This window comes from Peribacillus sp. P4_D6 (assembly GCF_056401795.1).
Map to the genome: position 1 here is coordinate 32,115 of NZ_JBFUIQ010000008.1, position 13,679 is coordinate 45,793.

15 protein-coding genes and 1 riboswitch are annotated in these 13,679 nt (G+C 40.7%); of the genes, 8 read left to right on the top strand and 7 right to left on the bottom strand.

Annotated features, from left to right (window positions below; translation table 11 throughout):
* Positions 1-58: 58 nt before the first annotated feature.
* Complete coding sequence (locus tag AC1DVB_RS04975) at positions 59-715, bottom strand: potassium channel family protein (protein ID WP_034310793.1); 657 nt, start codon at positions 713-715, stop codon at positions 59-61.
* 23 nt (positions 716-738) lie between these two features.
* On the bottom strand, positions 739-2,070 hold the full coding sequence (locus AC1DVB_RS04980; RefSeq protein WP_477588381.1) for a TrkH family potassium uptake protein: 1,332 nt from the start codon (positions 2,068-2,070) through the stop codon (positions 739-741).
* 150 nt (positions 2,071-2,220) lie between these two features.
* Positions 2,221-2,363: riboswitch (cyclic di-AMP (ydaO/yuaA leader) on the bottom strand.
* 329 nt (positions 2,364-2,692) lie between these two features.
* Between AC1DVB_RS04980 and AC1DVB_RS04985 the strand changes: the two genes are divergently transcribed.
* The gene (locus tag AC1DVB_RS04985) at positions 2,693-2,884 is read left to right on the top strand and encodes a hypothetical protein (RefSeq protein WP_034310797.1); all 192 of its coding nucleotides are present in this window, start codon (positions 2,693-2,695) and stop codon (positions 2,882-2,884) included.
* A gap of 405 nt (positions 2,885-3,289) precedes the next feature.
* Here AC1DVB_RS04985 and AC1DVB_RS04990 read toward each other — a convergent pair whose 3' ends face one another.
* Entirely contained in the window at positions 3,290-3,889 is a 600-nt protein-coding gene (locus AC1DVB_RS04990) for a TetR/AcrR family transcriptional regulator (protein ID WP_477588383.1), read from the bottom strand.
* Between the two features lie 118 nt (positions 3,890-4,007).
* On the opposite strand from AC1DVB_RS04990, the gene AC1DVB_RS04995 reads away from it, so the two are divergent.
* Positions 4,008-4,733 (top strand): ABC transporter ATP-binding protein, encoded by a 726-nt coding sequence (locus AC1DVB_RS04995; protein ID WP_057279103.1) that lies wholly within the window; start codon positions 4,008-4,010, stop codon positions 4,731-4,733.
* Positions 4,730-5,746 carry an ABC transporter permease gene (locus tag AC1DVB_RS05000; RefSeq protein WP_057279102.1) on the top strand — a complete coding sequence of 339 codons (1,017 nt, stop codon included), beginning with the start codon at positions 4,730-4,732 and terminating at the stop codon, positions 5,744-5,746. The genes AC1DVB_RS04995 and AC1DVB_RS05000 overlap by 4 nt, the downstream gene beginning before the upstream one ends.
* Positions 5,747-5,841: 95 nt before the next feature.
* On the opposite strand, the gene AC1DVB_RS05005 is transcribed toward AC1DVB_RS05000, so the two are convergent.
* The gene (locus AC1DVB_RS05005) at positions 5,842-6,291 is read right to left on the bottom strand and encodes a GNAT family N-acetyltransferase (RefSeq protein ID WP_454861849.1); all 450 of its coding nucleotides are present in this window, start codon (positions 6,289-6,291) and stop codon (positions 5,842-5,844) included.
* 106 nt (positions 6,292-6,397) lie between these two features.
* On the opposite strand from AC1DVB_RS05005, the gene AC1DVB_RS05010 reads away from it, so the two are divergent.
* The 4 genes from AC1DVB_RS05010 to AC1DVB_RS05025 all read left to right on the top strand — a co-directional run bounded on the left by AC1DVB_RS05010 (position 6,398) and on the right by AC1DVB_RS05025 (position 10,815).
* Entirely contained in the window at positions 6,398-7,222 is an 825-nt protein-coding gene (locus tag AC1DVB_RS05010) for a MerR family transcriptional regulator (RefSeq protein ID WP_454861848.1), read from the top strand.
* Between the two features lie 203 nt (positions 7,223-7,425).
* Positions 7,426-8,034: a VanZ family protein gene (locus tag AC1DVB_RS05015; protein WP_477588387.1), complete on the top strand. Its 609-nt coding sequence runs from the start codon at positions 7,426-7,428 to the stop codon at positions 8,032-8,034.
* A gap of 38 nt (positions 8,035-8,072) precedes the next feature.
* Positions 8,073-9,539, top strand: a complete 1,467-nt coding sequence (locus AC1DVB_RS05020) for an aminoacyl-histidine dipeptidase (protein ID WP_454861846.1) — start codon at positions 8,073-8,075, stop codon at positions 9,537-9,539.
* Between the two features lie 577 nt (positions 9,540-10,116).
* Positions 10,117-10,815, top strand: a complete 699-nt coding sequence (locus AC1DVB_RS05025; protein WP_413004217.1) for a GntR family transcriptional regulator — start codon at positions 10,117-10,119, stop codon at positions 10,813-10,815.
* 76 nt (positions 10,816-10,891) lie between these two features.
* On the opposite strand, the gene AC1DVB_RS05030 is transcribed toward AC1DVB_RS05025, so the two are convergent.
* Positions 10,892-11,122: a hypothetical protein gene (locus AC1DVB_RS05030; RefSeq protein WP_413004219.1), complete on the bottom strand. Its 231-nt coding sequence runs from the start codon at positions 11,120-11,122 to the stop codon at positions 10,892-10,894.
* Positions 11,123-11,188: 66 nt separating this feature from the next.
* On the opposite strand from AC1DVB_RS05030, the gene AC1DVB_RS05035 reads away from it, so the two are divergent.
* Complete coding sequence (locus tag AC1DVB_RS05035) at positions 11,189-11,617, top strand: hypothetical protein (protein WP_454861845.1); 429 nt, start codon at positions 11,189-11,191, stop codon at positions 11,615-11,617.
* A gap of 88 nt (positions 11,618-11,705) precedes the next feature.
* Here the strand turns inward: AC1DVB_RS05035 and AC1DVB_RS05040 are convergent, their stop codons facing one another.
* Together AC1DVB_RS05040 and AC1DVB_RS05045 are read right to left on the bottom strand one after the other, a co-directional pair.
* Positions 11,706-12,455 (bottom strand): sulfite exporter TauE/SafE family protein, encoded by a 750-nt coding sequence (locus AC1DVB_RS05040; protein ID WP_413004223.1) that lies wholly within the window; start codon positions 12,453-12,455, stop codon positions 11,706-11,708.
* 764 nt (positions 12,456-13,219) lie between these two features.
* Positions 13,220-13,597 (bottom strand): hypothetical protein, encoded by a 378-nt coding sequence (locus AC1DVB_RS05045; protein WP_095395134.1) that lies wholly within the window; start codon positions 13,595-13,597, stop codon positions 13,220-13,222.
* Between the last annotated feature and the right edge of the window lie 82 nt (positions 13,598-13,679).

A 13,679-nucleotide genomic window follows, 5' to 3' on the forward strand; every position in this document is an offset into this window, starting at 1 on the left:
GCGGTCTTCTCGTATGTATTAGCCTTCAAAAGGAGCAAGAGCCGGAACCTGCCGGATTTTATTCAATATTGGCAAAGACGGCCAGATCTTCTTTATTGCCAACCACTAAAAGCATATCTTTTTCATGGATATCCTGATCCGGTGACGGTGCTATTATAATTTCTCCATTACTCACGATGGCAATGACGCTGATATTATATTTTGCCCGTAAATCAAGCTCCCTGAGGCTTTTTCCCTTCATGCTCATGGGGAGGATGATTTCCTCGATATTGTATTCTTTAGAAAGCTCTATGTAGTTCAGCATGTTAGGGGAAAGGAGCTGGTTCGCGACCCGTTCCCCCATATCCCTCTCAGGGTAGATGACCCAGTCGGCACCGACTTTTGTGAGCACCTGACCGTGATTTTTATTAAGTGCCTTGGCAATGACCTTTTTGATCCCAAGCTCTTTTAAAAGCAAGGTAGTTAAAATGCTCGATTGCATGTCATTTCCGATGGCTACGATGACACAATCGAAATTACGGATTCCGATTGCTTTCAATGTCTCTTCTTCGGTCGTATCCGCCATGACGGCATGGGTAACGTTCAGTTCCGCATTCTCGACTCTTTCCTCGTTCACATCAATACCCAAAACCTCTTGGCCTGCCGTATATAATCTATGGGCCACACTGGTTCCGAATCTGCCTAAACCTATTACGGCGTATTGTCGTTTTCCCATCTTTTACACTCCTTCATTCATTATTATCCAATCATGATTTTCCCTTTTGGACGTCGGAACGGATCTGGCTTGCGCCTCATGGCGATAGCAAAGGCCAAAGTCAAAGGGCCAACACGGCCTGCAAACATCGTGAAAATGATGAGCATCCGGCCAACCGGTGATAATTCCGGGGTCAAACCCATTGAAAGTCCCACGGTGGCGAATGCTGAAGTGGCTTCGAACAAAATCATCAAGAAATCAGTTCCGCTTTCAGTGATGGTCAGCAGAATGGAGATGATGGAAACCATGAATACACCAATGAACGTAACGGATAATGCTTTAAAGATCGTTTCACTCACGATGCGGTGACGGAACAAGACCACATCACCCTTACCTTTGATCTGTGACCAAACCGTTCCGACAATCGTCGCCAATGTTGTCGTTTTAATCCCGCCGCCAGTCGATCCGGGTGATGCCCCAACGAACATCAAGAAAATGATGAGCAGTAATGCAGGCTGAGTTAAATCAGGGATATTCAGAGTGTTGGAGCCTGCCGTCCGTGGTGATACCGATTGAAATAAAGACGACAGCATTTTACCCATGAAAGATAAAGGCTGCAATGTCTTGGCATTGCCGTACTCGAATAAAAAGATTAAAATCGCGCCGGCAATCGTAAGGGTCAAGCTAGTCGTCAGAACGATCTTCGTATGTACGGATAAACGATGTGTATTCCGATATTCGTATAGTTCATTCATCACGATAAAGCCTATCCCGCCAAACGTGATGAGGAAGGCAACGGTAAGGGTTACGAATGGATCCGATACATATGGGGTCAAACTCCTGAATTCCCCCATTAAATCAAAGCCGGCATTATTGAAATTCGAGACGGAATGAAAAACACCGTAATAGATCGCCTTGCCGGTTGGCATGTCAAAAGAAAAGCGAATCGATAAGATAAGGGCACCCATGCCTTCAATGATGGCCGTGAAAATTAAAAGCCGTTTCACTAATCTGACTACACCCGCCATGGATAGATTATTTAACGACTCCTGCAGAACTAACCTCCCTTTTAAAGAAATCTTTTTGCCTAATAATAAAAAGAAAAACGTCGCAAATGTCATGAACCCTAATCCGCCTACCTGAATCAGTGTTAAGATGACCAACTCACCAAAAGTGGTGAAGGTCGATCCCGTATCCACAACGACCAGTCCTGTTACACATGTAGCGGAAGTCGAGGTGAATAAAGCATCCAGAAAAGAAAGACCATGGCCATTTTCCGTGGAAATCGGCAGGGTCAATAAATAGGCCCCGATAAGTATCAGGATGGCGAAGCCGAGTACAAGTATTTTTGGCGGATCCAATAAATTTTTTGTCATTCTCAAATGATCATCCCTACTGTATGACTTTTAATCAACAATCTCTTTCTAATCTGTTTAAAGGCATAATAAAAAGACCTGCGAAAACATCGAATAGCTCTATTGCCACAAAAAGCGTGCAAAAAAGGCTCCCGAAATAGGCGGTCCTATGACCTCCTTCGCTTTAGCCGACGAAGTTAGCTGACGGGTAGGATGGCGAAAGAGCTGATCTCATCCCTTCTGCAAGGCAGAATTAACCCCAAATGATTGGGTCCTCCGTACTCATTTATAATGAGTTTTGGCCGAAATGCATTAAATTGATAAACGTATTCTACTCCCATCATTTAGCAGTTGTAAACCCCTAAATCGTAAAAAAATATTTCTTTAATAAAACTGAAAATTTACGTTTTATTTACATTAAAAAAACGTATTGACAAATATTAGTTGGCACATTATGATAGGTTCGATTAATCCAATTATGATAACCGGCATCGATATACTTTATTCAATAATTTCAAGCAGAACATGCTATTGCCAATCGAAATTTGTAATAGATATATTATGTTTCTTTTGTAAAAGATAAAGGAAAAAGCAGTACATTATTAGTTAAATTCAATACATTTTATTAAAAAGGCGGGCAATTATGGAGAAGACGTTCAATAGATATGTTATTAATGCTACAGGCAAGGGTGGCCAAACATATTTAACACAATGCCAGGATAAAGATGCACTAAGGAAATGGATAGCCGATCATGAGGATCAAATCATCATGAATGAATTAAGGATAACGGATAAGAAAAAGAATCCGTTTTTAAAACTGTTTTCCCCAAGGTAAATCAACTGATTCCAACATTCATAGCGGTATTCAATTATTGTAATCCCTGTGCTTTATCCAGGAACGGTGAGCGAAAAATCCATATCTTGTTTTGCTTTTAAACTCATTATATTTAATGAGTTTTTTTGCGTTATTTACAGTATTGAACCTTAGATGTTAAAATTTAGTAACTACTAATGTGGACGTGAAGCAGAGAAAAGTAAAATGAAATGACCACTTACCGAGAGCAGCCGAGGATTGTTGGGTATGAATGGGGGGCATCGCAAATTGGTCTCGTTCCTTGGGGACGGGGTTTTTTATTGTACAGTCAAAGGTGGAGAAGCGATGACATTAAAAAATGCATTGGTATCCTGGAAATCCCCTTCCATTCTTTTGTGCGGAATAGGTATCTCCAACTAAAATCGTTCATTGGATGAATGTGCGCAATTGGCTGATGAAGTTCAAGATTTTAAAATGGATTTTCGCCATTTCTTCCGCCGTTTGTTCTTCGCAGTTCTCCAGCCACTCAGTAATCACCCCTAAAATCGCCGATGTCAGGAAGGCGTGCATATACATGCGGAATGCTTCCTCTTTAGCTGCTGGATGCAGGCTGATCAAACGCTCCAACAGTACTTCCCCGAAAACCCGTTTTATTTTTTTCGCAAAAGAAGGGTCGCCCTGATCACCAAGAATGGCCCTTAATGCGTGAGCATGTTCACTGATGAATTGAAAAATCGCTTTGAAAGGCGGATAAAGTTGCTGTTGATTAAGAGCCAAAAAAGCCTCTTTAGGCAAAATGGCAGTAATGCGGGTTTGAAGTTCATGTAACAATTCCTGCTGTAAGTGATCCATCAATTCATATTTATCTGTGTAGTGCAAATAGAATGTGCCCCGATTAATATTGGCACGCTCTGCGATTTTCTTCACGGATACATGTGAGAACCCCTCTGCTTCAATAAGTGCAATAAAATGATGTTGTATCTGCTTTTTCGTCTTTTGTACCATATCCTCATGAATCGATGCCATGGAATGTCTCCTTCACTGAACATTTTTCCAAATGTGTTGATTGTATTAGACCGAATGCTACCTTAGAATGATGATACACTCAACACCGTGTTAATTAAAGAGGGAGGATGTGTGTGCAATGAAAAATGCGATTTCCATTGATGGAATTGCTAAGGGTTTTCAGCAGAAGAAGGTCATTCAGCCAATGAGCCTGAATATTGAAAAAAGTGGAATTTTTGGTTTGCTAGGTCCATCCGGATGCGGAAAGACTACCTTGATTAAAATGATTGTCGGATTAATTAAACCCGATGCGGGTAAAGTCACGGTTCTGGATCATGAAGTGCCAAATGAATCCCTGTTAATGGATGTCGGCTATATGGCACAGTCCGATGCTTTATATACAGAATTGACGGGAGCTGAAAACCTCGAATTTTTTGCGAAGCTATACCGTTTTTCGAAAAAGGAACGAAGGGAACGCATTCAATATGCAGCTGAAATCGTACAGCTGACGAATGATTTGAACGTTCGGGTTGCCCATTATTCAGGGGGAATGAAACGCCGTCTTTCACTTGCGGTTGCACTCATCCAAAATCCGGAGATTCTCATATTGGATGAACCGACAGTAGGAATAGACCCTTTGCTGAAACAATCGATTTGGGAGGAACTTGAACGTTTAAGGAATGAAGATGATAAGACGATCATCATCACGACGCATGTGATGGATGAAGCGGAACGATGCGATAAACTGGCGATGCTGCGTGAAGGTGAAATCATCGCGGCAGGAACCCCTGCAGCTTTAAAAACTCAATTTGCCGCGGAAACGCTTGATGATGTTTTTTTAAGGATTGGAGGCGGCCTAAAATGAGAATTGCCTCTCTTGTTACTCGTATTACCCAGCAGATGCGCCGGGATCGAAGGACGCTCGCTTTATTTTTCCTGGCTCCATTGCTCATTTTAACGCTCATGTATTTTATTTTCGATACAGAGGCAAGTGATTTGAAAATCGTTGTTACAGGCAGTGATGAAACGATCGTTAAAGCATTGAAAAAAGCGGATTTTCAAGTGACGGCTGCTGAGGAATTCTCACAGGAAAAGATGATTGAAAAGGATACGGATGGCTGGCTTCATGTTGAAAATGGGAAAATGAAACTCACACTTTTGAACGACGAACCGACCCGGGCAAAGGCCGTTCAAATGCAAATGATGCAAGGCTTGCAAGGGAATGAAAAAAACACTCCTTCAATTGAGGAGAAATATGTTTACGGAGACGCCAACACAAAGGGGTTTGATACATTCAGTCCGATGCTCGTAAGCTTTTTCGTTTTCTTCTTTGTATTTTTAATAGCGGGGATTGCGCTTTTGAAAGAGCGTACAAGTGGTACGTTGGAACGGCTGCTTGCCACACCGATTAAAAGATACGAAATCGTAGCGGGCTATGTGATCGGATATGGCTTATTTGCTCTAATTCAAACCATAATTGTCGTGCTATATGCTGTCAATGTATTGGATATCGTCCTTGTTGGCTCCATTTGGCTCGTTTTACTGACGAATATACTGGTCGCGCTCGTTGCATTATCCCTTGGTACATTACTATCGAGTTTCGCGACATCCGAATTCCAAATGGTACAATTCATTCCGTTGGTCATCGTGCCGCAAGTCTTCTTTACAGGGATTTTCCCATTGGATGGCATGTCAGACTGGCTCCAAAAAATCGGCAAGGTCATGCCTCTCTATTACGCATCGGATGCCATGAATGGCATTATGTACAAAGGTTTCACGTTCAATGAGGTCTTACTGGATCTGCTCATTCTCCTGGCCTTTGCCATCGTTTTTATCACCATCAATATCATTAGTTTAAAAAAATACCGTGCACTATGAAATCAACAACAACTTAACAAAAGAAGCCGGATTCCTGGAAAGTGAGGAAGCGGCTTTTTTTACTGGATACTTTTAGTTGAAAGGGATTTTGATACTTACACCTTTTTGACCATGAGCCTTTCATTGTTATAATCTGATTCGCCATTGAATGCAAAGCCGAATTTCCTATACAAATGAAGGGCAGCCTGATTATCTTCAACTATGCTTAAATAGATTTCAGGACAATCATATACCTCTATTATTCTTTTTATTAAAGCCTCCAACATGATACTTCCAAGCCCGAAACCCTGATGTGCAGCGTCAATGAAAAAGCGGTCTAACCACACTCTGCCATTTTCGCCTTCCCCAGGGAAAAATCCATACATCGCAAAGCCGACCAAGATATCATCATAATAGAGCCCAACTGGCCTGTAATATTTACATTCCTTAGCGTCTTTTAAACATTGTTCAGTCGTTTCAATGTAAGCCTTTTGCTTTTCGTTTATTCGCAATTTCAAAATATCCGTTACATTTTCTTTCGAGACTTCATTTATTTTGGTCTTCATCAGTTATTTTCCTTCCTCATTTCGCACTTGGTTATCCGCTTTGTTATCATGATATATAAATACCCTAAGGTATATGGTTACCATATAGTCAAGAGGAGAGATCGTAATGCCCGATGGAAATGTAGGCAAATATTTCACTACTGGCGAATTCGCCAAATTATGCAATGTAAAAAAACAAACGCTCATTCATTATGATGAGATTGGGCTTCTCACTCCCGATATAAAAAACGAAAAGGGCTATCGGTATTATTCCTATCAACAATTTGAAGTTTTTTCGGTCATCGCGCTTTTAAAAGAATTCAATATGCCTTTGAAAGAGATCAAATGGTTTCTTACCAACAGGTCACCTATGGAACTGATTGAGCTTTTCAAAGAAAAGACCATAGAATTAGAAAAAAAGATAAAGAACCTTCACAGAGTGCAGAAAATCATTGAAACGAAAATATCCTTCACTGAAAAAGCGATTTGTATGGATGACTCTCAAATCACCTTGAAACTTCAGGAGGAAGAACAGCTCTTCCTTAGTGAATCCATCCTGAACTCTTCTGATGCTGAATTCTTAAAAGCTACTTCTGACTTCATTGACTTCTGTAATGAAAATGAATTTTACACAGGATTCCCGATCGGGACCATGATTAGTAAAGAAAACATCATCGAAGGGAATCATGATGACTATTCCTTTTTGTACACGAAAGTCATGGAAAAGCACCCAGCATCCACCTTCTATTCAAAACCGAAGGGACTCTATGTTGTTGCCTATCATAAAGGCAGTTATAAAAATATCTCCGAAACGTACGAAAGAATCTTACAATTCATGAAGAGTGAAAACTTGAACCTCAAATCGTTTGCATACGAAGAATACATCTTGGATGAAGTCGCAGTAAAGGGGTATGAAAATTACCTGACGCAAATCATGGTTGAAGTGGAATGAGAATAGGGGGAGAGGACTGAAACATGCGAATGAATCATTCCAAGCAATGCCATTAGCCTTGAAAAAAATGACCCATGACGAGCATACTGACAGTTTTCTAAATGGCAGGTTTTTACTCTTCAGTTTGTTGACGGACTGTTAAAGTTGTCCTAGGATATAAGGATATGCAATGATTTGGAAAGAAATAGAAGGGGGGGAGTTATATGTCTCTAAAATCGGTCATGCTTTCCCTTTTGCTGTCGCAAGCATTGTTTTTGTGCGGTTTGCCTTTATTCCTTCAGCTTCTACTCTATTTGAATCCTTTAGTGATCATGGTTGTCTGGTTTTGTATCCTTCTTTTCGTTTCTTTTGCGGTTCTTTATTTTCGAGGTGAAACGGTCAGAGTTCCGCGCCTTTTAGGGCAGGCAGTATTGTTTGGCTACAGTTTATCATTATTGGTTTTGCTGTTCTTTCGGCCAGAAGGGCAGGTATATTCATATAATTTGATTCCTTTTTCTACGATGCTTTCCTATTTATCGAACGAAACGAACGGGCTTGTGTCATTTTATAACCTTAGCGCCAATGTGGGGCTGTTCATTCCATTTGGTCTGTATTTGTTGTCCAGGGAAGGGCAAGAGCCCTCCGCTAAAAGGAAATTCATTTATCCATTACTTTCGATTTCGAGCATCGAAATCTGTCAGTTTGTTTTTCGGCGAGGAAGTTTGGATGTTGATGACCTGATCCTGAATATGATTGGTGTTTACCTGGGGTACATTCTGTATCCTTTGTTCAAGAAAGTCGTAGTGTTCCGTTCTGGAAAAGTAAAAGGATGAGAGGCTTTAAAAATAGTTAAATGAAAGGGTGTATTTCCATGTATAGTACGTTAGAAGAATTATCGAGCCATCCGGTGTTTCACTATTTTGCAGCGATTTCCAAAATCCCGAGAGGATCGGCTAATGAAAAAGCGATCAGTGATTATCTGGTTCGCTTCGCTAAGGATAGGTACCTTGAGGTGATTCAGGATGAGGCGCTGAATGTGATTATCAAAAAACCTGCCACAATTGGATATGAGAGTGCACCTACAGTCATTATCCAGGGGCATATGGATATGGTTTGCGAAAAGAACAAGGGAACGGTTCATGATTTTGAGAAGGATCCGCTTCAATTAAGGATTGTGGGAGACATGTTGTATGCAACGGATACAACATTGGGGGCGGATAATGGAATTGCTGTTGCTTATGCTTTGGCATTATTGGATGCGAATGATATTCCGCATCCCTCTCTTGAAATAGTCATAACGACTGAAGAAGAAACGACAATGAACGGTGCACTTGCCGTGGATCCGGCTCACTTCAAGGGAAAAATGATGATCAATATCGATTCGGAGGAAGATGGGAAGCTGCTGGTCAGCTCTGCTGGAGGAATACGTGTGCGGCAGATCCTGTCAATCGGATGGGAATCAGCTTCCTTTGTTGATGCTGTATCTTATAGCATCAGGATTAAAGGGTTGAAGGGCGGACACTCCGGTATGTCCATTCATAAGGAAAGAGGGAACTCCAATAAACTTTTGGGCAGAGTATTACATGAATTAACGACAGACTTCCCTTGCTGCATCCAGCAAATCAACGGGGGCCTGAAAGGGAATGCAATCCCTCGTGAAGCGGATGCGACTGTACTGATTTATGTTAAAGATGTTCAGAAGATAACGGAGAGACTCCAGAAATGGGAGGATACTTTTAAAAAAGAATTGCAATCTTCCGACCCTGAGATATCAATTAGGTTTGAAAAAATTGAAACGATTTCTTCAAACGTTTTTTCCAAAGAGACKGTGACTAAAGCCATTACCTCMTTACTGATAATCCCTCATGGCGTTCAAGGAATGAGCATGGGAATAGAAGGGTTAGTCGAAAGTTCCACGAATCTAGGGGTCGTTACAACGAATGAAGCGGAAATGATATTCGAAAGTGAAATCAGGAGTTCGGTCAAAAGCATCAAATATAATATGGTCACGCAGGCAAAAGCGATTGCCGGCATGCTTGGGTGCGAGCTATTGGTCGACGCGGATTATCCGGAATGGCCCTATAATCCTGATTCGAAACTCAAGAAACTATTTGAAGAGACATACAATGAAAAATATCATGAAGAAATTGAAATCATCGCTGTGCATGCAGGGATCGAATGTGGGGTATTCATAGATAAGATACCAGGGTTGGATACTGTCTCAATCGGACCGGATATGTTTTCCGTACATACACCTGAAGAACACTTAAGCATCCCTTCGACCATAAACAACTGGGAATATTTTGTTTACACATTAAAGAGGATGAAGGATCTTTGAACAACTGCATGTTTGGGGCAAGGGCAAAATGATATTCAATAGATTTGGAGACATCCTATCGTTAATCGATGGGATGTCTCTTTTTTTAGATTTCCACTCCAGGCACTCGGTTTCCGAGGGCTGTCCGCCCTCGGCATCGCCTGCGGGGTCTCCCTTGGCCACGCTTTTCCCGCAGGAGTCTCGTACCTCAACTGGAATGTTTTCTAGAAAAAACTGTAGGCTGGTCTATTCGGAATCTAGTTTTAGACTAGTTTATCCTTTGAGTTATTCACTTGTAATCCTTATTGGATGGAAGAAATATGCGACACTCCTGCCGAAATACTGTCTAGCCGAGACCCCACAGGCGCTTACGCCGAGGAGGCTTGGCAGACAGTCGGCGGAAAGGGAGCGGATTTCTGGAATCAGCTGGAATGTTTTCTCGAAAAAACTTTAGGCTTCTCTTCGGATTTGTCAGCAGTCTGAAAGTAACAGAGGTTTCTTTACAATCGTTATAAAATAAACTATTGTAAAGAAAACCTATCATTCATTCTAAGTTATTGTTCTAAATCATTATGTATAGAGGAAGGTATATGGAAATATGGTTGTAAAGTATAGAATGGTCGTAGAACAAATGGAGAAAGAAATATTAGATGGAAAATATACATTAAATACTAAGTTGCCTACTGAAGAAGAGTTGATGAAGAAGTTCGATGTCAGCAGGAACACCATTAGAAAAGCAATCAACATATTGGTTGAGCAGGGGTATATCTATCAAGTTCAAGGAAGCGGCATATTCCTTAGGGAATTTACCAGACCGGGCTGCATTTCGATGAGGGATATGGGTGGCTTAACCAAAGTGTTTCCAAATGATGAAATGAAAAGTAAAGTGTTGAAATTAGAATTAATAGAAGCCGATGAGGAATTGGCCAAACGAATGAAATGCAATGTAAAAACCAAAATCTATAACCTGAAAAGGGTTAGATACTTAAATGGTCAACCCATTGTAATAGAAGAGTCCTTTTTCAATAAAGATATCATTCCCATCATAAATAAAGAAATCGCAAATGGTTCCATTTATGAATATATAGTCGAGGATTTGAAGTTGAATATCGGGTTTGCGGATAAAATCATTTCGTGTGAAAAACTTAATGACAATGATGCCAGGCTTTTGGACTTGCAGCCAGGTGATCCGACTTTAATCGTTGAAAGTACGGTCTTTTTAAAAGCGGGAGCCGTTTTTGATTTATCAATCGAGAAATATAATTACACTTCAGCCAAATTATTAACATTGACTTAAAAAGTGCAGGAAAATTCTTAAATAAGATTTTACGGTGTGAATGGGAGATATCGATTCACACCGTTTTTTCTTAAATTCATTTCTCTTTTTCCCCAACGATCCCATAAAACAAAATCCTCATAATATCCTCAGTCAAAGGCAGGATGCTTTGATAAACCTCTTCCCGTTGGATATATTCATTCATTGCTTTTATATAAAATAAAATCGCTTCATTAGATAAGTTCGGATCAACATATCCTTGTTCCTTCCCCTGGTTAAACAGATCGATAAAGCGGGGCAGGGCCTTTTCTGTATATATTTTTTCCATTAATTGACTCCGGAAGTATATTCCTTCATTAAATATTGATAAAAATCTTCATGAATTTGTTTGCTTATGGGCAGCTATCTTATCATCTCCGTTATTGGCGGTTTTCTCATGCTTGCGCTTGCTGACATCGGTCTTTGGGCAGTCGGGAATTCCGTGATGGATGAAGGGGTTGCTTTCGGCACTATATTTAGTGCAGCGATGGTCTACCTGCCTGCGATGTGGATCATGATTGGTATAGCCGTGCTGTTTACTGGATTTGCACCAAAATTATCCGGCTTGACTTGGCTTTACTTGACCTATTCAATCTTAGTCGTTTATTTAGGGGGAATGCTTCAATTCCCGGAATGGATGGGAAAACTAACACCGTTCGGCCATATTCCGAAGCTTCCTGTTGAAGATATGGACTTTATGAAAGTATCTATGCTTACAATCATAGCTATCTTATTACTTGCTGCAGGCTTTCTCGGATATAACAAACGGGATATCCGCGGTTGATGGTTCGACTATGATTCTATTATTGTTGCAAATTGTCTTCAGACTAAAGCCTGATTTCTTTGTTTAGAAATCAGGCTTTTATTGGTTATCAGTCATGGGGAATCAATAATAGTACACCTAGTGCAATGATGATGAAGAATAAATAACTTTCGAATTTCTTCGCGGGAATTCGCTTATTCATGAAGATTCCGAGACCTGTCGCAAGTAATATAGCTGGAATGGAATAAGCGTAAAGAATAAGTGAATCGGCTGTCCATAGTCCGCTTAGCGCATGACCCGTCACGACCAGGATCCCGGATATCAGGAAATGGGCTTGCAATGTTCCGCGGAATCGATCTGGATTCCACCTTCGCAAAGTTCCATAGACGACGACCGGAACCCCGTTAAAGTTATAGGCGCTGCCAAGGGCTCCTGAGGCAAAACCGAACGGCCATACCCAGCGCTTCGAGTTAAGTAATGGTTTATCCACAGTCTGAAAAAGTTTTTGCTTTAGAAGAGAATATCCTCCATATGCAATCAAAAAAACACCGAGTGCAGAAGTAATGATCAAAGAAGGTGCGTAATGGAGCAAAGCCAGGCCGGCTGGTATGCCGATGACCGTTGAAGCCGCCAGTCTGATTAAAACGGAGCGTTCGATATGCCGCCATCCGCTAACGACGGTTAGTGAAGCGACGGTAAGACCAGCCAATCCAATCAGGGAAACCGAAGTATTAAGCGGAATGTGAAGTAAGGCAAGCAGAGGCATGCTGACAATTGCTTCACCGAACCCGAACATCGTCCGCATCAAGGCGCCGATAAACACTGCCGCCACCACCAATATGATGCTGCTGATCGTCATTCGTTCACCTCCTAAAAGCACAGTATACCTTCTATTATTATACCATACCAATCCAGTTTTAGACCGAGGTAACCGCACTTAAAAACGGGTTATTTAAGGCGTTTTACGCTCTTTGTGAAGTGTTTGAAATGATATTTAATAGAGAGGTACACACCCCTTATTTTTGTTGCTTATGAGTCGAAAATAAGGCAGGGGAAGCGGGTGTATATCTTGAAGTGTTAATTCAGATGAAACTCCATTAATTTCTACTTTCGCATCAACTAAAACAAAAACAATTAGTCATACTGGAACTTTAGGAGTTTTAGGAGTCCCTAAGCCATAAAAGTGAAAGACAATAAACCCCTTGGCTACAAGTGGTTTATTTTGGTGTAACTGCGTACACTATCGCTAAGTTTCATCGAAAAAAACAATGAAAAAGTAAAATTAATAAAATAGGGGGACATGAAAGGGACAGTGATGGTTTTATTAGGGGAGTTTTCATGTACCCACAAAAACACTAGGCTTTGCCTATTTCAACAACTTAGTTGGGGACAGTTCTTCCTTATGCTCTTTCTTCTACCAACCTTTAAGTTATGACACTTTCCATTTAGATAAATCAAGTAGTTATTTTCCTGCATAAGAAAAGGCTGAAGTGGAAATACATCAGCCTAAAAAACCCTATATATATTAGCAGTCATATTAAGGTGTTTACGCACTCATTCTAGAAGAATATCCTTTAGCATTTACGAATCAATCTCAGGTCTTTTTTTCATTCAGTTAGTGAATTAATCATAAAAGATTAAATGCATATCACTGTTAGTCCTTGATTTCGCAAAAAATTCTGCTTCATTTCCTCCATCAACAAAGTTACCAATACCCCGGAAAATGCCACATTGGCCTCGATCTAAATATCTTACCCCTACATAATCATTATAACTGTCAGGATCATACTCCCATAATTCAACTTTTAACTTACCAGCTGGACCCACGTAAGAATCCCGACAAATCTTATAATCACCACCAGTAGAGGCAAACTGATCACTTTCAGCACCATTAGAATAAAGAGATTGTTCTCCTAAGTAATCCCAGCCACTTGCAAATGTAGAAGAAGGGAACAACAACGCAGCGACCAATGCCACAGCACTCATTTTAAACATTTTCATGCTCATTCCTCCTCACCCGTTTTGACTTATTATTCTCCATATAATTCTAATCAATATTTTTTATATTATCATCTATCCAAAG